Origin of the sequence: Stenotrophomonas sp. SRS1, from assembly GCF_026130205.1 — a bacterium.
Taxonomy (GTDB): Bacteria; Pseudomonadota; Gammaproteobacteria; order Xanthomonadales; family Xanthomonadaceae; genus Stenotrophomonas; species Stenotrophomonas rhizophila_B.
This window is the reverse complement of the sequence record NZ_JAINFD010000003.1, coordinates 310,467-330,562: the sequence shown is the minus strand read 5'-3', so window position 1 is coordinate 330,562 and position 20,096 is coordinate 310,467. Positions and strand designations below refer to the sequence as shown.

Annotated in this window: 19 protein-coding genes; 11 read left to right on the top strand and 8 right to left on the bottom strand. The window is 67.2% G+C overall.

Annotated features, from left to right (window positions below; genetic code table 11):
* The first annotated feature begins 55 nt into the window (after positions 1-55).
* The 3 genes from K4043_RS12220 to K4043_RS12210 all read left to right on the top strand — a co-directional run bounded on the left by K4043_RS12220 (position 56) and on the right by K4043_RS12210 (position 4,712).
* Complete coding sequence (locus K4043_RS12220) at positions 56-1,261, top strand: efflux RND transporter periplasmic adaptor subunit (RefSeq protein ID WP_265309494.1); 1,206 nt, start codon at positions 56-58, stop codon at positions 1,259-1,261.
* A gap of 7 nt (positions 1,262-1,268) precedes the next feature.
* The gene (locus K4043_RS12215; protein ID WP_265309493.1) at positions 1,269-4,382 is read left to right on the top strand and encodes an efflux RND transporter permease subunit; all 3,114 of its coding nucleotides are present in this window, start codon (positions 1,269-1,271) and stop codon (positions 4,380-4,382) included.
* Positions 4,383-4,493: 111 nt separating this feature from the next.
* Positions 4,494-4,712, top strand: a complete 219-nt coding sequence (locus K4043_RS12210) for a hypothetical protein (protein WP_265309492.1) — start codon at positions 4,494-4,496, stop codon at positions 4,710-4,712.
* On the opposite strand, the gene K4043_RS12205 is transcribed toward K4043_RS12210, so the two are convergent.
* On the bottom strand, positions 4,709-5,119 hold the full coding sequence (locus K4043_RS12205; protein ID WP_265309491.1) for a GFA family protein: 411 nt from the start codon (positions 5,117-5,119) through the stop codon (positions 4,709-4,711). The two genes, K4043_RS12210 and K4043_RS12205, sit on opposite strands and share 4 nt — an antisense overlap.
* A 208-nt stretch (positions 5,120-5,327) precedes the next feature.
* On the opposite strand from K4043_RS12205, the gene K4043_RS12200 reads away from it, so the two are divergent.
* Entirely contained in the window at positions 5,328-6,305 is a 978-nt protein-coding gene (locus K4043_RS12200) for a DUF4105 domain-containing protein (protein ID WP_123728539.1), read from the top strand.
* A gap of 38 nt (positions 6,306-6,343) precedes the next feature.
* Positions 6,344-8,251, top strand: coding sequence for an alpha/beta fold hydrolase (locus K4043_RS12195; protein WP_265309809.1), 1,908 nt, complete (start codon positions 6,344-6,346; stop codon positions 8,249-8,251).
* A gap of 20 nt (positions 8,252-8,271) precedes the next feature.
* On the opposite strand, the gene K4043_RS12190 is transcribed toward K4043_RS12195, so the two are convergent.
* On the bottom strand, positions 8,272-9,645 hold the full coding sequence (locus K4043_RS12190; RefSeq protein WP_265309490.1) for an MFS transporter: 1,374 nt from the start codon (positions 9,643-9,645) through the stop codon (positions 8,272-8,274).
* 91 nt (positions 9,646-9,736) lie between these two features.
* Here K4043_RS12190 and soxR point away from each other — a divergent pair, with 91 nt between their 5' ends.
* Positions 9,737-10,171, top strand: coding sequence for a redox-sensitive transcriptional activator SoxR (gene soxR, locus K4043_RS12185; protein WP_184997011.1), 435 nt, complete (start codon positions 9,737-9,739; stop codon positions 10,169-10,171).
* A 25-nt stretch (positions 10,172-10,196) separates the two neighbouring features.
* Here soxR and K4043_RS12180 read toward each other — a convergent pair whose 3' ends face one another.
* From K4043_RS12180 to K4043_RS12170, 3 genes are all read right to left on the bottom strand, one after another.
* On the bottom strand, positions 10,197-10,799 hold the full coding sequence (locus tag K4043_RS12180; protein WP_265309489.1) for a short chain dehydrogenase: 603 nt from the start codon (positions 10,797-10,799) through the stop codon (positions 10,197-10,199).
* Between the two features lie 150 nt (positions 10,800-10,949).
* Positions 10,950-11,771, bottom strand: coding sequence for a pyrroline-5-carboxylate reductase (gene proC, locus K4043_RS12175; protein WP_265309488.1), 822 nt, complete (start codon positions 11,769-11,771; stop codon positions 10,950-10,952).
* A gap of 27 nt (positions 11,772-11,798) precedes the next feature.
* The gene (locus tag K4043_RS12170) at positions 11,799-12,479 is read right to left on the bottom strand and encodes a YggS family pyridoxal phosphate-dependent enzyme (protein WP_265309487.1); all 681 of its coding nucleotides are present in this window, start codon (positions 12,477-12,479) and stop codon (positions 11,799-11,801) included.
* Between the two features lie 108 nt (positions 12,480-12,587).
* Between K4043_RS12170 and K4043_RS12165 the strand changes: the two genes are divergently transcribed.
* From K4043_RS12165 to K4043_RS12150, 4 genes are all read left to right on the top strand, one after another.
* A complete protein-coding gene (locus K4043_RS12165) occupies positions 12,588-13,625 on the top strand; it encodes a type IV pilus twitching motility protein PilT (protein ID WP_123728544.1) in 1,038 nt (345 codons plus the stop codon).
* Positions 13,626-13,676: 51 nt separating this feature from the next.
* Positions 13,677-14,813, top strand: coding sequence for a PilT/PilU family type 4a pilus ATPase (locus K4043_RS12160; protein ID WP_123728545.1), 1,137 nt, complete (start codon positions 13,677-13,679; stop codon positions 14,811-14,813).
* Between the two features lie 105 nt (positions 14,814-14,918).
* Complete coding sequence (locus K4043_RS12155; protein WP_265309486.1) at positions 14,919-15,416, top strand: hypothetical protein; 498 nt, start codon at positions 14,919-14,921, stop codon at positions 15,414-15,416.
* Between the two features lie 147 nt (positions 15,417-15,563).
* On the top strand, positions 15,564-16,547 hold the full coding sequence (locus K4043_RS12150) for an aldo/keto reductase (protein ID WP_265309485.1): 984 nt from the start codon (positions 15,564-15,566) through the stop codon (positions 16,545-16,547).
* A gap of 87 nt (positions 16,548-16,634) precedes the next feature.
* Here the strand turns inward: K4043_RS12150 and K4043_RS12145 are convergent, their stop codons facing one another.
* Positions 16,635-17,456 carry an alpha/beta hydrolase gene (locus K4043_RS12145; RefSeq protein ID WP_265309484.1) on the bottom strand — a complete coding sequence of 274 codons (822 nt, stop codon included), beginning with the start codon at positions 17,454-17,456 and terminating at the stop codon, positions 16,635-16,637.
* A 232-nt stretch (positions 17,457-17,688) separates the two neighbouring features.
* Between K4043_RS12145 and K4043_RS12140 the strand changes: the two genes are divergently transcribed.
* Positions 17,689-18,396, top strand: coding sequence for a YitT family protein (locus K4043_RS12140; RefSeq protein ID WP_123728550.1), 708 nt, complete (start codon positions 17,689-17,691; stop codon positions 18,394-18,396).
* A gap of 6 nt (positions 18,397-18,402) precedes the next feature.
* Here K4043_RS12140 and K4043_RS12135 read toward each other — a convergent pair whose 3' ends face one another.
* Both K4043_RS12135 and K4043_RS12130 read right to left on the bottom strand, forming a co-directional pair.
* A complete protein-coding gene (locus K4043_RS12135; protein ID WP_265309483.1) occupies positions 18,403-19,542 on the bottom strand; it encodes a hypothetical protein in 1,140 nt (379 codons plus the stop codon).
* Positions 19,539-20,075 carry a DNA-3-methyladenine glycosylase I gene (locus tag K4043_RS12130; protein ID WP_123729682.1) on the bottom strand — a complete coding sequence of 179 codons (537 nt, stop codon included), beginning with the start codon at positions 20,073-20,075 and terminating at the stop codon, positions 19,539-19,541. The genes K4043_RS12135 and K4043_RS12130 overlap by 4 nt, the downstream gene beginning before the upstream one ends.
* Between the last annotated feature and the right edge of the window lie 21 nt (positions 20,076-20,096).

The window sequence follows — 20,096 nt, the reverse complement described above, 5'->3', positions numbered from 1 at the left end:
AGTGGCCCTGTCGCCCGGGCCGCGTGCCCCGTTCACGCCTGGAATACCGTCCCCCATGACTGATCCGCTCCCGTCCTTCCCGGCCTCCGGCCGGTTGTCCTGGCCCTGGCGCCTGCCGGTGCTGGTGCTGGCCGTGGCGTTGGCGTTGGCCGCCTGCAGCAAGGAAGCGCCCAAGGCGAAGGGACCGGCGCCGGAGGTGACGGTGCTCACCCTGCAGACGCAACCGTTGGCCCTGGCCCAGACGTTGCCCGGGCGCACCGTGGCCTCGCAGGAATCGGATGTGCGCCCGCAGGTCTCCGGGGTATTGCAGGCGCGGTTGTTCGAACAGGGCGAGATGGTGAAGGCCGGACAGCCGTTGTTCCAGATCGAACCGGCGCTGTACCAGGCCTCGGTGAACGAAGCGCAGGCCAACCTGCGCACGGCCCAGGCCAGTGCAGTGGCGGCGGGGTTGCGTGCAAAGCGCATGCAGCAGCTCGGCGTCGGTCAACTGGCGGCGCAGCAGGACGTGGATGATGCGGTGGCCACCCACCAGCAGGCCGAGGCGGCGGTGCAGGCCGCGCAGGCGGTGCGCGATACCGCGCGTACGAATCTGGGTTTTGCACGGGTGACCGCGCCGATCAGCGGGCGGATCGGCCGCGCGCTGTTCACCCCGGGCGCGCTGGTGACCAACGGCCAGGCCGAGCCACTGGCGCGGATCCAGCAGGTGGATCCGATGAACGTGGATATCACCCAATCCAGCAACGAGTACCTGGCACTGCGCCGCGCAATCGCCGAGGGCGGCGTGGAGGCGACCACCGCGCCAGTGCAGCTCAAGCTCTCCGATGGCACCGACTACGCCCTGACCGGCACGCTGGAATTCGCCGACATCGATGTGGACCAGGAAACCGGCAGCATCACCCTGCGGGCACAGTTCCCGAATCCACAGGGCCAGCTGCTGCCCGGCATGTACGTGCGCGCCCAGGTCGGCCAAGGCACGCAGCAGCAGGCGCTGCTGGTGCCGCAGGCGGCCGTGGACCGCAGCCCGAAGGGCGAGGCGCTCGCGTGGGTGGTGGGGGCGGACGGACGCGTGCATCAACGCAGCTTCGCGACGGCGCGCGCGGTGGGTGACCAGTGGCTGGTGCTCGACGGCCTGCGGGCCGGTGAGCAGGTCGTGCTCAGTGGCCGCCAGGGGCTGAGCGAAGGTGCCACGGTACGGATCAAGCCTGCGGGCGCAGCCGCACCGGCCGCGGCACCTGCCGCCGTACCGGCCGGCCAAGGCTGAGCCGCCGATGCTGCCGCGCTTCTTCATCCACCGCCCGGTCTTCGCCTGGGTCCTGGCCATCTGCATCATGGCGCTGGGCACCATCGCGGTGACCCAGCTGCCGGTGGAGCAGTACCCGGACATCGCGCCACCGCAGGTCAACATCACCGCCAACTACACCGGCGCCTCTGCGCAGACGGTGGAAGACAGCGTCACCCAGGTGATCGAGCAGCAGATCAAGGGCATCGACCACCTGCTGTATTTCTCTTCAACCAGCTCGTCTTCGGGCCAGGCGCGGATCACGGTCACCTTCGACCAGCGCGCCAACCCGGACATCGCCCAGGTGCAGGTGCAGAACAGCGTCAACCAGGCGATCAACCGGCTGCCGCAGGAAGTACAGCAGCAGGGCGTCACCGTCGCCAAATCACAGGGCGATTCGCTGATGGTGGTGTCGCTGTATGACACCCACCGGCGCATGGAGCGGGTGGACGTCTCCGATTTCCTGGTCAGCAACGTGCAGGACCCGATCAGCCGCATTCCCGGCGTGGGCGAGATCAACGTGTTCGGCTCGCCCTATGCGATGCGCATCTGGCTGGACCCGCACAAGCTGCGTGCCTTCGATCTGATGCCCTCGGATGTGCGCACCGCGATCCAGGCGCAGAACACCCAGGTCACCGCCGGTGAGCTGGGTGCGCTGCCCACCGGACCGGAGCAGGCGCTCAACGCGACCGTCACCGCCCAGTCGCGGCTGCAGACTGCCGAGCAGTTCCGCGCGATCATCCTGCGCACACTGCCCAGCGGCGCGGCCGTGCACCTGAGCGATGTGGCGCGGGTGGAGATCGGCGCGGAGAACTACCAGACCAGCAGCTTCCTCAACGGCTATCCCGCGGCCGGTTTCTCGGTGACGCTGGCCTCCGGCGCCAACGCGCTGGAAACCGCCGATGCGGTGCGGGCCGAGATCGAACGGCTGCGCCCGAGCTTCCCGCCGGGGCTGGAGGTGGCCTATCCACGCGACAGCACGCCGTTCGTGCGGGTCTCGATCGAGGGTGTCATCCACACCCTGATCGAGGCGATCGTGCTGGTCGTGGTGGTGATGTTCCTGTTCCTGCAGAACCTGCGTGCGACGCTGATCCCGGCGATCACCGTGCCGGTGGTGTTGCTGGGCACGTTCGGCGTGCTCGCGGTGGCCGGCTTCACCATCAACACGCTCACCCTGTTTGCGATGGTGCTGGCGATCGGCCTGCTGGTGGACGATGCGATCGTGGTGGTGGAGAACGTCGAACGCATCATCCATGAGGAGCACCTGCCGCCGCGCGAGGCGACCGAAAAATCGATGGGCGAGATCACCGGTGCGCTGATCGGCATCACCGTGGTGCTCGGTGCGGTGTTCCTGCCGATGGCCTTGTTCGGCGGCTCCACCGGCATCATCTACCGTCAGTTCTCGATCACGATCGCCTCGGCGATGGCGCTGTCGGCACTGGTCGCGCTGACACTGACCCCGGCGCTGTGCGCGACCCTGCTCAAGCCATCGAGCGCGCAGAAACCGCCGGGCCGCTTCTTCGCCTGGTTCAACCGTGGCGTGGAACGCAGCCAGAACGCCTATCGCGGCAAGCTGGGCGGCATCGTGGCGCACCCGCGGCGCTGGATGGCCCTTTACGTGCTGCTGGTGATCGGCGTGGTCGCGTTGTATGCACGGATGCCGACCGGCTTCCTGCCGGTGGAGGACCAAGGGCAGGTGACGTTCCAGTTCTCCACCCCGGAAGGCACGCCGATGGCGCGGACCGAGGCGCTCGGCGAGCAGATCAGCCGCTACTTCATGGACCACGAGAGGGACAGTCTGGACGTGGTGTTCGTGGTGGTCGGCCGCAACAATGCGGGCACCGGCCAGAACGCGGGGCAGGGGTTCATGGCGCTCAAGCCGTGGTCCGAACGCGATGCCAAGCACAGCGCCGGGGCGATCATCGCCCGCGCCAACGCGCACTTCCGGAACCTGCCCGATGCGAAGGTCAACGTGCTGGCACCGCCGGCGGTGCGTGGGCTGGGGCAGTCCAGCGGGTTCGAGCTGTGGTTGCAGGACAACAGCGCTGCCGGCCGCCCGGCGCTGCAGGCCGCGCAGGAAAAGGTGGTGCAGGCCGCCAGCGACGACGACCGGCTCACCTCCGTGCGGTTGAACGGTCTTGGCGACAAGGCCGAGCTGCACCTGGACATCGATCAGGCCCAGGCCAGCGCGCTGGGCCTGGCCCAGGCCGACATCAATTCAACGCTGTCCTCCGCCTGGGGCGGCACCTACGTCAACGACTTCCTCGACCGCGGCCGGGTCAAGCGCGTGTACGTGCAGGGCGACCAGCCCTACCGCAGCGTGCCCGACGACATCGGCCAGTGGTATGTGCGCGGCAGCAACGGGCAGATGGCCTCGTTCGCCAGTTTCGCCAGCAGCCACTGGTCACGTGGGCCGCAGCTGCAGCAGCGCTTCAACGGTCTTCCGGCGATGCAGATCCAGGGCAGTGCCGCCGAAGGACGCAGCTCCGGGGAGGCGATGCAGACCATGCAGTCCCTGGTGGCCGATCAGCCCGGGTTTGAGCTGCAGTGGAGCGGGCTCTCCTACCAGGAACAGCTGTCCAGCAACCAGACCCTGTGGCTGTACGCGGCCTCCATCGCCTTCATCTTCCTGTGCCTGGCCGCGCTCTATGAGAGCTGGACGGTGCCGGTGGCGGTGATGCTGGTCATTCCGCTGGGCGTGATCGGCACGGTGATCGCCACCACTGCGGCGGGCTTCGTCAACGACATCTACTTCCAGGTGGGGCTGCTCACCACGATCGGTCTGTCGGCCAAGAACGCGATCCTGATCGTCGAGTTTGCCGAGGCCGAGTACCGCGCGGGCAGCTCGGCGGTGGACGCGGCGCTGAAGGGTGCGCGGCTGCGTCTGCGGCCGATCGTGATGACTTCGCTGGCCTTCGTGGCCGGCGTGATCCCGCTGGCGCTGGCGACCGGCGCCGGTGCGGTCAGCCGGCGCGAGATCGGCGTCAGCGTTATCGGTGGCATGCTCTCCGGCACGCTGCTGGCCATCCTGCTGGTGCCGCTGTTCTTCGTGCTGGTGCGGCGGCTGGGCAAGGCCCGGCCCGATCCGGTGGCAAAACACTGAACGGCGGCCTCCCCGGACCCCCGATTTCATCTTGTTGACCCATTCCGTTCACGGTTTCGATGCCGCTGGGCCATTAGCGTAGATCGTCCCCACACCGCTTGGAGACACGCCATGAATCCCCTGCAGACGGTCGCTCGGACCATGCGAAACGGGTTGGAAGAAGTGGCGGCCCTGCTGGTCGGCCAGCGCGCCGAGTCACTGCGCCAGGACGATACCGCCGCGCCCGGTGTGGGCATCCCGATGCCGCGCCGGATGCCGCTCAAACGCCCGCTGCTGCATGGGCGCAAGGGTATGGCCCCGTGGCAGAAGGTCGGCCCGGGCCGGCGCTAAGCGCGGTTGGCATCGGCGGGGTGGTTGACCCCGTCATTCACCGGCACCTCGCCGATATCGAAGGGATTGACCCCGTCCAGGCAGCCGACGTTGTAGCCATATTCATCCGGTGAAGAACGTCGCTGATGGTGCGTGTAGATACCGCACACGCTGCAGAAGTGGTGGCGGGCGACGTGCGTGTTGAACTGATACAGCCGCAGTTCGTCATGGCCCTGCACGATCTCCAGATCCGCCAGCTTCACCGAGGCGACGATCGCGCCCCGCCGCCGGCACATCGAGCAGTCGCAGCGCCGCGGCGAGACCACGCCGTCTGGCAGATGCAGGCGCAGGACGACGGCGCCGCAATGACACCGGAGTAAATGGTGCCGCTGGATGGGGACACCCCCGACCGTGGTCAGACCCTGCATGGATGGCGTCCTGTAGCCGTTCAGAGGGCTGGAAGTATGCGGCTGGTCGCCCGGGCCGGGCCAGCCGGCACCTGCCGCCGAGTGAACGCCGCCCGAAGCTGAACAGGCTCGACATGCAGCGCACACAGGGGTTATGGCTAACTAGCGCCCCGGATAGACGACGGATCGATGCGTGAAGAAGGCAGGACGATGGGGGCTGGCGCTGCTGATGCTGCTGGCGGCGCTGTGGATCACCGGTTTGCTGGCCTATCAGCTGCCCGGTCCGGGCTGGTTGCGGTATCTGCTGGTGGGCCTGTGGGCGGTGTTCGCCGTCACCGGCGCGATCGGCGTCGCGCGTGCGCGCGCCGGGCGCTGGCCGGGCGTGCTGTACGGCGTGGCACTGGTGCTCTCGGGCATCTGGTGGCTGCTGCTCACTCCCCGTCAGGATCGGATCTGGGCCGACGACGTCGCCCAGCGCCTGAAGGTGGTCGAGGTCGATGGCCCACGGGTGGTGCTGGACAACGTGCGTGACTTCACCTGGCGCAGCGAGACCGACTACGACGCGCGCTGGGTCCGCCGCGAATACAACCTGGACCAGCTGCGCTCGGCCGACCTGATCATGTCCTACTGGATGGGCCCGGCGATCGCGCACACGCTGATCTCCTTCGGGTTCGATGACGGCCGCTACCTGGTGTTCTCGCTGGAGATCCGCAAGGAGCGCGGCGAGTCCTTCTCCGCACTGGGCGGGTTCTTCCGCAAGTTCGAGATGACCCTGGTTGCTTCGGAGGAGACCGACATCGTGCGCACGCGCACCAACGCGCGGGGCGAAGATGTCTATCTGTACCGCCTGCACGGCATGACCCAGGAACAGCTCCAGGCCTTGTTCGTGTCCTACCTCGGCGAGGCCCGCAAGCTCGACGCCGCACCGGCGTTCTACAACACCCTGACCAGCAACTGCACCACCATCGTGTACGAACTGGCCAAGCAGATCGCGCCGGGGCTGCCGATGGACTACCGGCTGCTGGCCTCGGGCTACTTCGCCGAGTACGCGCGTGACCTGGGCGTACTCACGCCCGGCGTACCATTCGAGACGTTGAAAGCGCGCGGGCGGATTACCGACCGTGCGCGGGCAAGCAGCGAGACCGATGATTTTTCACAGGTGATCCGCCGGGGCGTCCCGGGGACAGGGCAGGGAAGCGTTCCATGAGTTCCGCATTGAAGCTGTTGCCGCACCGCGCGTTGCCGATGCTGGCCGTGGTGCTCTCGCTGCTGCTGTCCAGTGGCTGTGCGATGGTCACCATGAAGCAGGTGGCACCGACCGACTACCTCGCCAACAAGCGCGGTGACGTGCTGACCTCGGGCAAGCTCAGTGCTGCCTCGCAGGAGACGCTGAGCGTGATCGGAATGGACGTGGCGCAGTGCGAGAAGGACGTGGCCGCGTGCCAGAAGACGCTGGGACATACCGACGTGCTGCCCGAAGAGCAGCGCCTGTCCGCGCAGTCCGAGCTGTGGGTGAAGACGGCGCTGGCGCTGACCCCCAAGCCCAAGGACCGCGAAAAGACACCGATGTCCGATGCGGCGCTGGACGCCTGGCTGGAAGCGGCACGCTATGCCTATGCGTACCTGTTCTTCAGCGGCCGCACCCCCTCCGACCGCGCCTTCGAGGATCGCCAGACCCAGGTCCGCGATTACTACAATTACGCCGCCGAACAGACCGCCTCGGTGGTGTTCAAGCGCAGCCGCGAGAGCGCGCTGGAAGGCGAGGATTACAATGCCGCCGTGGCGGGCGAGCGCTGGACGCTGACCGCCGATTTCGACGAGCTGCGGATGCAGACGATCCCGACCCGGATGGTGTCCGCCTCGGCGCTGAGCTTCGCCGGCCTGCGCAGTACTTATCGCCGTGATGGCTTCGGTGCCGAGCTGGTGGTGATCATGGACCCGCCCAAGCTGGTGGCCCCGGCCGATGGCGAAAAGGTGGAGATTCCGCAGTACAGCGAGATGTCGGCGATCAACGCCACCGCGCTGCTGCGCTTCAAGGGCGACACCCTGCAGCAGGTGCTTGATACGACCCAGGTACTGTTCGAGGTGTACTCGCCCGAATCCACCGAGCGCGTGGACCTGCACGGTGAGAAGGTGCCGCTGGCCGGCAACTTCACCGCTGCCTACGGTATCTGGCTGGCGCAGTCCGGCTTTGCTACCCAGTCGCTGCGCACGCTGTTCGGCCTGAGCGAGGGCATCGGCGCGCCGCACATGTACCTGATGCAGCCGTGGGATCCAAACCGCCGCATCATCTTCATGCTGCACGGCCTGGGCAGCAGCCCGGAAGCGTGGGTGAACGTGGCCAACGAGATCATGGGCGATCCCGAACTGCGCCGGCATTTCCAGGTCTGGCAGGTGTATTACCCCACCAACGCCCCGATCGCGCTCAACCGCTACGAGATCAACCAGGCGTTCAACAACACGCTCAAACACTTCGACCCGACCGGCAGCACGCCGGCTTCCAAGGACATGGTGTTCATCGGCCACAGCATGGGCGGTGTGCTCGCGCGCCTGCTGGTGACCTCCTCCGGTGATGTGCTGTGGAACGATCTGCTGGCCAACTACGACCTCAAGGGCGAGCGCCTGAAACGGGTGGAAACCAAGCTGGGGCCGCTGCTGCATTTCACCGCCGAACCGAACGTGGAGCGGGCGATCTTCATCGCCGCCCCGCACAAGGGCACGGACATCGCCGGCAATCGGCTGGGACGCCTGATCGGGCGGCTGGTGCGGCTGCCGATCACCCTGTTGGGCAAGTTCGAGGATGTGTTCGTGACCCTGCAGGAATCCGAATCGGCCAACAGCACCACCAAGCTGCAGATTCCCAACAGCATCGACAACCTCAAGGCCAGCGATCCGTTCGTGAAGGCCGCCGGTGCGCTGCCGATCACGCCGGGGCTGAAGTACCACTCGATCATCGCCCAGCGCAAACCGGAAGTGCCGTTGCTGCAGTCCGATGATGGCCTGGTGCCGTACTGGAGCGCGCACCTGGAGGGGGCGGTGTCGGAGAAGGTGATCATCTCCGGGCACAGCGTGCAGGAAACCCCGCAGGCCGTGCTGGAGATCCGCCGCATCCTGCGTGAGGATCTTGAAGAGGTCGGCGACACGCATCCGTAAGGGGCGTGTCCCGCTGAGCGTCAGATCCGCCGCGCGAGGACCACGCTCGACAGCGCCAGCAGCAGCATGATCGCGAAGGTCAGCAGGTAGCCCAGCACCTCGCGGCCGTCCAGGAACAGTGCGAACAACGAGCCGGAGATCGCCAGCGTGGTCGCCACGCCGAGGGCCTCGCTGAGCTGCAGGGCAGACGTGTTGGCGCCCTGGTGCTCAGGTGCGGACAGCGACAGCGTCAGCACCGACAGGCTGGGGTAGATCAAGCCCATGCCCAGGCCGGTCAGTATCCAGCCCACCATCGCCGACCACAGCGGTATGCCGGGCTGGATCGCCAGCGAGGTGGCCAGGATGCCCACGCACATCAACAGCGCGCCGGACTGCAGCAACTGCCGACGCGACCAGCCACGCTGCTGATGGCCCTGCAGCCAGGAGCCGGAGAACCAGCCCAGCGCGCCCAGGCTCAGCGCCACACCGGCCAGAACCGGCGTCAAGCCGCGTTCGCGCTGCAGCAGCAGGGGCAGGAAGGCTTCGCAACCGAAGAACGCCGAAGCGGCGATGCCGCGCAGCGCGATCACACTGGGCAGGCCGCGGCGCAGCATCAACGTGCCGGTCGGCAACAGCTTCCAACTGCACAGCGCCAGCACCCCCAACGCAGGGCCCAGCAGCGAGATCGCAAACCAGCCCTGTTGTTGCCCGCCGATGTACAGCGCCAGCGCACCCAGCGAGGCACCCACGGCCCAGGGCACCACGTTGCGGTCGGTGCTGCCTGCGGCTACGACGCCGACCTGGCGCAGGGCGGGGCGCAGCAGCAACGCCGCCGGGATCGCCAGCAGCGGCACTATCAGGAACACCCAGCGCCAGCCCAGGTGCTGCACGATCAGGCCGCTGATGCTGGGGCCGATCAACGAGGGCACCACCCAGCCGGCGGAGAATGCGGCGAACACGCGCGGCCGCATCGGCTCGGGGAACGAGCGCCCGACCAGCACGTACAGCGCAACCGAAATCGCACCGGCGCCCAGGCCCTGCATCAAGCGGCCCAGCACCAGTACCGGCATGTGCTGGGCGAACCCGGCCACCAGCAGGCCGGCGACGAAGCAGGCCAGACCCAGCCACAGCGGCCGCGCCGGGCCGGTCTGATCACTCCAGCGGCCGGACAGCGTCATCCCGATCACGCTGGTGGCCAGGGTGCCGCCGAACGCCAGCGCGTACAGCCGCAGCCCGTCCAGATCATGGGCGACGGTCGGCATCGCCGCGGCCACGGCCAGTGCCTCGAAGGCGTGCAGCGAGACCAGCGCGACCATCCCGATCGTGGTGGCACGGTAGGCCGGTGACAGGATCGAGGGGATCGGGGCGCCCGCCACCGGAGCGGTGGTGGGAGAAGACGAGGCGTCAGCGGGCATGCGGATTCCAGACATCGGGAGGAGGGCCGGGCTTGCACTGCACCCCCGGCGGCGCGCAGGATGCCACCTGAACCAAGGTTGAGGTCAAGCAGTGATCGCGCAGGAACTGAGTGTAGGCGACGTCGCCAAGCGGAGTGGTGTGGCCGTATCGGCATTGCATTTCTATGAGCGCAAGGGGCTGATCCGCAGCCTGCGTACCGCCGGCAACCAGCGCCGTTTCGCGCGCGACGTGCTGCGCCGGCTGGCGGTGATCCGCGTCGCCCAGCGGGTCGGGATGCCGCTGGAAGCAGTCGCGACCGCGTTTGCTGCGTTGCCTGAGAACAAGACGCCGACCAAGGCCGAGTGGGCGAAGATGTCGGCGCTGTGGCGCAGCGAGCTGGACCAGCGCATCGAGCAGTTGCTGCTGCTGCGCGACCAGCTCACCGACTGCATCGGCTGCGGCTGCCTGTCATTGAAGCGCTGCCGCCTGACCAACCCCGGTGATGCGCTCGGCGATCAGGGCGACGGCCCGCGCCGCTGGGAGTAGGGCCGGCCGCTGGCCGGGGCCGGCCTCACCAGACGGTGAAGACCTGCCCGCTCTGTATTCCTTCCACGCTGCGCTGGTAGGCCAGCGATGCGCGCTGCGCGGTCACCGGTTCAAAGCCCGGGAAGTACGCACCGTAGTCGTCCATCGATTCGGCCAGCACGTTCGGGCTCACAGCATTGATGCGCAGCCCCCGCGGCAGCAGCTCGCAGGCCGCAGCGCGCACGAAACCTTCCAGCGCGGCGTTGGCGGCCGTGGCGTTGGCACCATCGCGGATCGGCTGAGCGCTGATGATCCCGCTGGTCAGCGTAATCGAGCCGCCGGCATTCAGGTGATGCTGGGCGGCCAGACTCAACCGCACCTGGCCGAGCAGCTTGTCCTGCAGGCCGAGGTTGAAGTCGGCCGACCGCATCTGGGCCAGTGGACCGAAGTGCACCCGGCCAGTGGTGGCGATCACAGCGTCGACCTTGCCGACCTTGGCGAACAGCTCGTCCACGCTGGCATCGTCGGTCAGATCGACCTGCACATCGCCACCGTGGCGGCCGGCGCGGATCAGTTCGTGGTGTACGCCGAGCGTGCTGGCGACCGCCTGGCCCAGGGTGCCGCTGGCACCGACAAGCAGGATCTTCATGTGCATGTCTCCCGTAAACGTAGGGGTAGCGCCACGCCCTGCGTGGCTGCTTCTTGTTCCCGCATCGCGGGCCAGCCACCCATGGGGTGGCTCTACCCGGTCAGGGGGCGGCCAAGGTAACGCCACGCCATGTGTGGCTGCGTTTGGCCGTCAATCATTTGCCGCCGACAATGTCTGCCCACGCGTGGTCGCCGCGTCGATCGCGCGTGCCACGATGGCCTCGAAACCCTCGGCCTGGAAGCTCTCGATTGCCGCCTGGGTGGTGCCGTTCGGCGAGGTCACGCGGCGACGCAGTTCGGCAGGGGCTTCGCCGGATTCATCGAGCATGCGCGAGGCACCGAGCAGCGTCTGTACCACCAGCGTGCGGGCGGCCTCGGCAGGCAGGCCCTGCGCAATGCCGGCTGCTTCCATCGCTTCGGCCAACAGGAACACATAGGCCGGGCCACTGCCGGAGACCGCGGTGACGGCATCCATGCGCGCTTCGTCATCGATCCACACGGTGCGCCCGGCGCTGGCCAGCACGGTATCCGCCTGCGCGCGCTGTGCGGCGCTGACCCCGGCGGTGGCGAACAGCCCGGTCACACCGGCGCCGAGCAGGGCGGGCGTATTGGGCATCGCACGGACCACGGCCTGGCCACCGCCCAGCCAGCGGTCCAGCTGGCCGCTGGTGATGCCGGCCGCGATGGAGACCACCAGCGGCTGTTTGCCTTGGGCGATATCGGTCAGCGAGGCGCAGACATCGCGCAGCACCTGCGGCTTCACCGCCAGCACCCAGACCGTGCCCTGCGCGGCGGCTTCGGTTGCGCTGGCGTAGGTCTTGATGCCGAACTCGGCGGTCAGCTGCTCGCGCAGGTCGCTCACCGGCTCGGCGACATGGAGGCTGGCCGGGGCTACGCCCTGCCGGACCAGGCCGGCGATCAGGCTGCGGGCCATGTTGCCGCCGCCGATGAAGGTGATGGGGGACGTACTCATGAACTCTCCTAGGAGCGGGCGGGGCACTCAGGCCGGTCGCGGGCGTGCGCCGAACAGCGCGGTGCCGATGCGGACCATGCTGGCGCCATGGGCGATGGCGTCAGGGTAATCGCTGCTCATGCCCATCGACAGCGTATCCACGTGCGGATGCGCTGCGGCCAGCGTGGCGAACAGCGCGGCCATGCGGGTGAAGGCGGCTTGGCGACGCTCGGCGTCCGGCCAGGGCGCCGGGATCGCCATCAGCCCGCGCAGGCGCAGCTGCGGCGCCGCAGCGATGGCGGCCGCGAGCGCGTCGATGTTCTCCGGCGCACAGCCGTGTTTGCTGTCCTCGTCATCGATGTTGACCTGGATCAGCACGTTCAGCGGCGGCTGGCCGGGCGGGCGGTGTGCAGCCAGCGCGGTGACCAGCTTGGGCCGGTCCACGCTCTGCACCCAGTCGAAGTGGCGGGCGGCCAGCTCGGCCTTGTTGGACTGCAGATGGCCGATCAGGTGCCATTCCAGGCCCAGCGCCGCCAGCGCCTCGATCTTGGCGACCGCCTCCTGTACGTAGTTCTCGCCGAAGGCCCGCTGGCCCTGCGCGGCCAGCGCCTGCACGGCCTCGTCCGGCTGGGTCTTGGAGACCGCCAGCAGGACCGGATCTGGCCGTCCGGCGGCCACCGCCGCGTTGTGCAGGTTCGTCAGGATGGCAGGCAGGGGCTGGGTGGTCACGGCGGGTCCGGTGGATCAGGGGCTGGAGCGTATTGTGCACATCTCGCTCTATACTGCCGCCCGGGGAAAGAACCTTCCAGTCGCAGCAGTCATGGGGAGTAGCAGCGCATGGATATCGCCGAGCTGTTGGCGTTTTCTGTAAAGAACAAAGCGTCGGATCTTCATCTGTCGGCCGGCCTGCCGCCGATGATCCGCGTCGACGGCGATGTCCGTCGCATCAATATTCCGGCCCTGGACCACAAGCAGGTCCACGCGCTGGTGTACGACATCATGTCGGACAAGCAGCGCCGCGATTATGAAGAATTCCTCGAGGTCGATTTCTCGTTCGAGATTCCCTCGCTGGCGCGCTTCCGAGTCAACGCCTTCAACCAGAACCGTGGCGCGGGTGCGGTGTTCCGTACCATTCCGTCCGAGGTGCTCACGCTGGAAGACCTGGCCTGCCCGCCGATCTTCCGTGAGCTGATCGATCAGCCGCAGGGCCTGATCCTGGTCACCGGCCCGACCGGTTCGGGCAAGTCGACCACGCTGGCGGCGATGATCGATCACATCAACAAGAACGAATACGGCCACATCCTCACCGTCGAGGATCCGATTGAATTCGTGCACACCTCGCAGAAGTGCCTGATCAACCAGCGCGAAGTGCATCGCGACACGCACGGCTTCAACGAAGCGCTGCGCTCGGCCCTGCGTGAGGATCCGGACATCATCCTGGTCGGCGAACTGCGCGATCTGGAAACGATCCGTCTGGCGCTGACTGCTGCGGAAACCGGCCACCTGGTGTTCGGCACGCTGCACACCAGCTCGGCCGCCAAGACCATCGACCGCATCATCGACGTGTTCCCCGCCGGCGAAAAGCCGATGGTGCGCTCGATGCTGTCCGAGTCGCTGCGCGCGGTGATCTCGCAGGCGCTGCTGAAGAAGGTGGGGGGTGGGCGTACGGCCGCCTGGGAAATCATGGTCGGCACCCCGGCCATCCGTAACCTGATCCGCGAGGACAAGGTCGCGCAGATGTACTCGGCGATCCAGACCGGCCAGCAGCTGGGCATGATGACGCTGGACCAGCACCTGCAGGATCTGGTCAAGCGCAGCCTGATCACCCGCAACCAGGCGCGCGAGTACGCCAAGGACAAGCGGATTTTCGAATAGTGGTAGTGCCGGCCGCTGGCCGGCTCCTGAAAACCTTCGGAGTACACCGCGATGAGCACCACCACCATCGACTTCACCTCGTTCCTCAAGCTGATGGCGCACCAGAAGGCGTCGGACCTGTTCATCACCGCGGGCATGCCACCGGCGATCAAGGTCAACGGCAAGATTTCGCCCATCACCCAGACACCGCTGACGCCGCAGCAGAGCCGCGACCTGGTGTTGAACGTGATGACGCCGGCGCAGCGCGAAGAGTTTGAAAAGACCCACGAATGCAACTTCGCCATCGGCCTGTCCGGTGTCGGCCGCTTCCGCGTGAGCTGCTTCTACCAGCGCAACCAGGTCGGCATGGTGCTGCGCCGGATCGAGACGCGCATTCCCACTGTGGAAGAGCTCAGCCTGCCGCCGATCATCAAGACGTTGGCGATGACCAAGCGCGGCATCATCCTGTTCGTGGGCGCAACCGGTACCGGCAAGTCCACCTCGCTGGCGGCGATGATCGGCTATCGCAACCACAACTCGACCGGGCACATCATCACCATCGAAGATCCGATCGAATTCGTGCACAAGCACGAGGGCTGCATCATCACCCAGCGCGAAGTAGGCATCGATACTGACAGCTGGGAAGCGGCACTGAAGAACACCCTGCGCCAGGCGCCGGACGTGATCATGATCGGCGAGGTGCGTACCCGCGAGGGCATGGACCACGCCATCGCCTTCGCCGAAACCGGCCACCTGGTGCTGTGCACACTGCACGCCAACAACGCCAACCAGGCGATGGACCGCATCATCAACTTCTTCCCGGAAGACCGTCGCAACCAGCTGCTGATGGATCTCTCGTTGAACCTCAAGGGCGTGGTCGCCCAGCAGCTGATTCCCTCGCCGGATGGCAAGTCGCGCAAGGTTGCGATGGAGATCATGCTCGGCACGCCGCTGGTGCAGGATTACATCCGCGACGGCGAAATCCACAAGCTCAAGGAAGTGATGAAGGACTCGGTCCAGCTGGGCATGAAGACCTTCGATCAAAGTCTGTTCGAGCTCTATCAGGCCGGCGAGATCAGCTACGAAGACGCGCTGCGTTATGCCGATTCGCAGAACGAAGTGCGCCTGCGCATCAAGCTCTCGCAGGGCGGCGATGCACGCACGCTGTCGCAGGGGCTGGACGGGGTGGAGATTTCGGAAGTCCGCTGAGCAACGGAGTTCCGCAGAGCGTCCGCGGGCCGCAAAAACGTTGCGGCCCGCTTCATTTCAGCAGCGCATTGCGCTGGCTTGTACGTCATTCAAGGAAGGATTTCGGTGGCACAGGAAACGGCATTGAAGGCGAGTTTCGCCGGCATGGATACGGATACGCTGTTGGAGATGTGGGCGAATCACGAGCGGGTTGACTGGGCCGAGACGATCCTCGCTGCCGAGTTGGCCGAGCGTGGGATCGCCGCAGCCGAGCTGGCGTCCATGGCGTCGGCGCGTGGCAGCCTGGCAGCGGAGAAGGCGGTGTCCGCGCGCGACACCTTCGTTGGCTATGGCTTGCTGGGCCGCGCCTGCGCGGTGTTGCTCGCCGTCGCGGCGTCGACAATGTTCGGTGCGCTGTTCGGTAAGCTGATGGGCACGGTCGCGATGCTGTTGGTCTTCCTGGGCTATGTGGCGATCCTGGCACCCCGATTGGTGCTGCAGTCACGTCAGCGAAACGGCGGTGCGGTGGCCTTCGTGCTGGCGTATCAATATCTGGAGCTGGGTCTGCTACTGGTGATCGTCATCGGCGGCATGGCCTGGGTGGTGCCGCGCTTGTTGGCGTGATTTCCACGGCCGTACGAACGGCGTTGGGACACCGCATTGATTAGCCACGCTCATCACCGACAGCACCCCGCACTATCCAATCTCCCCAGCCGACAGGGCTATCGTGGCTGTCCCCCATGAGGCCGGCTCACCGGCAGGAGCACCACCATGCAGACACGTGAACTGGGCCGCAGCGGCCTGCGGGTTTCCGCCCTCGGGTTGGGCTGCATGGGGTTGAGCTACGGCTATGGCCCGGCCACCGACCGCACCGAGGCGATCGCACTGCTGCGCGCCGCGGTCGAGCAGGGCGTGACCTTCTTCGATACGGCCGAAGCCTACGGACCCTTTTTCAACGAGGAACTGCTCGGCGAGGCGCTGGCCCCGTTCCGCGACCAACTGGTGATCGCCACCAAGTTCGGTTTCAAGGACGGCCATGCAGATGCGGGCCTGGACAGTCGCCCCGACCGCATCCGCGCGGTGGCCGAGGCCAGCCTGGCGCGCCTGAAGACAGACCGCATCGACCTGTTCTATCAGCACCGGGTCGACCCGAACGTGCCGATCGAGGACGTGGCCGGCACGGTCAAGGACCTGATTGCCGAGGGCAAGGTGAAGCACTTCGGGTTGTCCGAGGCCGGCGTCGATACCCTCCGCCGGGCGCACGCCGTGCAGCCGGTGACGGCGCTACAGAGCGAATACTCCCTGTGGTGGCGCGAGCCGGAACAGGCCGTGCTGCCGGTGCTGGAAGAGCTGGGAATCGGCTTCGTGCCGTTCAGCCCGCTCGGCAAGGGCTTCCTGACCGGTGCGATCAACGTGGATACGCAGTTCGCGGCCGATGACTTCCGCAACAGCGTGCCGCGGTTTGCAGCCGAAGCGCGCCAGGCCAATCAGGCGTTGGTGGATCGCATCAGCGCGATTGCCGCCGACAAGGGCGCGACGCCGGCCCAGATCGCCTTGGCCTGGCTGCTGGCGCGCAAGCCGTGGATCGTGCCGATTCCCGGTACGACCAAGCTGCACCGCCTGAAGGAAAACCTGGGCGCGGTGGCCGTGGTGTTGAGTGATGCGGAGCTGCAGCAGATCGGTGCGGCGCTGGACAGCGTCGCCATCGTCGGCGATCGCTACAACGCCGAGCGGCAGAAGCTGGTCGCGCGGTGAGGGGGGTGGTGGTGCGCACGACCAACGGTCGTGCGCTACCGGTGCAACGCATCCCGGGTAGGTGCCGACCGTGGGTCGGCACACGCCTCACCCGCGAATGAACGCCAACAGATCCGCGTTGATCACGTCCGCATGGGTGGTGCACATGCCATGTGGGTAGCCTTTGTAGACCTTCAACGTGCCGTGCTTGAGCAGCTTGATCGCCAGCTCCGCCGAATCGGCGATCGGCACGATCTGATCATCATCGCCATGCATCACGAGGACCGGCACGTCGATCTTTTTCAGGTCGTCGGTGAAGTCGGTTTCCGAGAAGGCCTTGATGCAGTCGTAGTGCGCGTTGATCGCGCCCATCATGCCTTGCCGCCACCAGTTGTCGACGATGCCCTGCTGCGGCGGCGTGCCCTCGCGGTTGAAGCCGTAGAACGGAATCGGTACGTCGCGGTAGAACGCCGCACGGCCCGCGACCAGCGCCTGGCGGAAGCCATCGAAGACCTCCTTCGGCGTGCCGCCCGGGTTGGCCTCGCTCTTGACCATGATCGGCGGCACCGCACCGATCAGCACGGCCTTGGCGACGCGCCCGGGCTTGGCCTGCGCCACATAGTGCGCGACTTCCCCACCGCCGGTGGAGTGCCCGATGTGGATCGCATCGCGCAGGTCCAGGTGATCGGTCAGCGCGTTGACGTCGGCGGCGTAGGTGTCCATCTCATGCCCGCCGCTGGTCTGCGAGGAGCGGCCATGGCCGCGGCGGTCGTGCGCGATCACGCGGTAGCCCTGAAGCAGGAAGAACTGCAGCTGGGTGTCCCAGTCGTCGGCGCTGAGCGGCCAGCCGTGATGGAACACCAGGGGCTGACCCTTGCCCCAGTCTTTGTAGAAGATCTCGGTCTTGTCGGCGGTGGTGACGTAGGGCATGGCACGGAACTCCTGGGGGGAGGGGTGGGCGGTGCGGTGCTACCCGTGCATGCTGCGTCGACAGGGTGTTCAGGCGGGATGAAAGGTCACTGTCCGGTGTCGTCTCCCCAGCCACAGAAGCCCAAGGCCACGGGACGGGGGAGCGTGAACAACAGGCGGCTGAATCAATCTCCCCAGCAACTGTCACGCCGATCGTGTCTAATACCGCTCCCCACGTCACACCCCCACCCCCATGTCCCTTGATTCCCATGGCCCCGCGCCGTGCGACGACGCTGACGGCCACCTGGTCACCGCAGGCCCGCTGACCCCGCCTCCGGACAGTGCCGGCACCGTAGCCGACGAGAAGGCGCTGCGCCATTCCGTGGCCGAGGACGTGCAGGGCATGGTCCTGGCGACCCTGGTCGCCTCGCTCGGCCTGGCGATCTTCGCCAAGGGTGGGCTGATGATCGGTGGCATGGCCGGGCTGGCCTTCCTGGCCCACTACACCTTCGGCTGGAACTTCGGCCTGGTGTTCGTCCTGGTCAACCTGCCGTTCTACTGGGTGGCCGTGCGCCGCATGGGCTGGGAATTCACCCTGAAGACGTTCGCGGCGGTCACCGCGTGCGGCGTGCTGACCGACCTGCTGCCGCGCTGGGCCGATTTCGCCCACATGAGCTCGCTGTACTCGGCCATCGTCGGCGGGGCGCTGGCCGGCCTGGGCATCCTGTTCTACATCCGCCACCGCGCCAGCCTGGGCGGCATCGGCATCCTGGCGGTGTACCTGCAGCGCACCCGCGGCTGGAGCGCCGGCAAGGTGCAGATGTCGTTCGACACGCTGCTGATGTGCGTGGCGTTCTCGGTGCTGTCCCCATCCAAGGTGATGTACTCGGCGATCGGTGCGGTGGTGCTCAGCCTGGTGCTGATGTTCAACCACCGTCCGGGCCGCTACATGGGCGTCTGACGCCCGTTACTCGCCCTGCGGTGGCACCGGCTCGACGGTCACGCCGGAGACCCAGCGGCGGCTGCGCAGGTCCAATGTGGCCACTTGTTCACCCGGGCCGCGGTACAGCCACAGCTGGCAGCACAGGGCATGGTCGCCGGCATAGCTGCTGCGCAGGGCGATGAGCGTGGCGCTGTAGCACTGCTTCCCCGAGCGGATCACGGTGTCGGCGGCGGTATCGAAGGTATAGCTGCCCGCGCCGCGCCACGGCCAGATGTCGGCCTCGCCCGGATCGGTGCCGGGTGGCACCGGGCAACGCGCCTGTTCGTCGCCGAAGTGCGCCGCGCCGTCGCCATCGAGGGTCAGCGCGGTCAGCAGGCGGTCGATGTGCTTGAGCAGGCGCCGGTCGGCCGCGATTGCGGTGGCGTTCGCGTCCAGCGGTTCGCTTTCGACATGTATCACCGGATCGGCCAGCCGATGCTCGCGGCCATAGCGCACCTTCAACTGCACCGTGGGGCTGCGCTCGCGCGGGTCGGCGGACAACGGCCGGTTCAGCAGCAGGGTATCGCCGTAGTAGTCGCCATCGCGGTAGGCGGTGTAGCTGGCCCCGTCGATGCGCAGCCAGTACAGGCCCTGATCGCTGCCACGCCCGCTGAGGCCGTACTGGCCCTGCGCCCAGGGGCGCTGCAGGTCCAGGCTGTCCGGCACCACGAAGCCGCGCTGCGGATCCCGCCGCAGCATGTCCACCTGCGTGTACAGACCGGTGCCGCCGCTGTAGGCGCTCTGCACCAGGTCACGCTGGCCGTCGCCATCCAGATCGAGCAGGGAGAGCGACAGCTCGCCCATCTCCACCGGCACGGTGTGCTGGGCATCGGTCTGGCGCAGGTAGCGGCTGACCGCGTCCCAATCCGCCGGGGTGACGTTGGCCGGACGCACCAGCGCGGGCAGCGGCGCATCCCTGTCACCGGCCACCGGGATCTGCAGGTCGATGCCGGTCTCGTCGCGGTAACGGGCCAGCACGGTATCGATCGGGGCCGGGTCGTCGGCGGGCACCGCGGCGATCTCCGCGCGCAGGCGCTCCAGCACGCCGTCCAGATCGCTGGCGGCCGCCAGCGGGGGCAGACTCAGGGCAGCGAGCAGCGCAGCCCGCACGACGGGGTGCGTCACTTCTGGCGCCAGGCAGGCTGGAGTGTGTCGATACGCTTGAACACCGGGCAGTCCGGGCTGTGCGCGCCGGGCAGGTAGCCCAGGCTCATCAGGAACTCGCCGGTGATCTCCCCGCCGGTGAAGCGGAAGGTCTTCTTGAACAGCTTCACCCAGGCCGCCTTGTCCAGCGGATGGTGGGCATCCAGCCAGGCAACGAAGCTGCCATGGCTGCCACGCAGCTGCTGGATCACCTGGGCGTTGTGGACCGCCGCGTGCACCTTGAGCCGGTTGCGGATGATGCGGGCGTCGTTGAGCAGGCGCTCGATGTCGCGCTCGCCATAGGCGGCCACCGTGTCCACGTCGAAACCGTCGTAGGCAGCGCGGAAGCCCTCACGCTTCTTCAGGATCGTTTCCCAGCTCAGGCCGGCCTGGTTGATCTCCAGGATCAGGCGCTCGAACAGTTCGCGCTCCTCGCGCTGCGGGAAGCCGTACTCGTGGTCATGGTAGTGGCCGTGGACCGGATGGCCGGGGGCGATGAGGCAGTAACCGGACACGTGCAGCTCCTTGCGATGGCG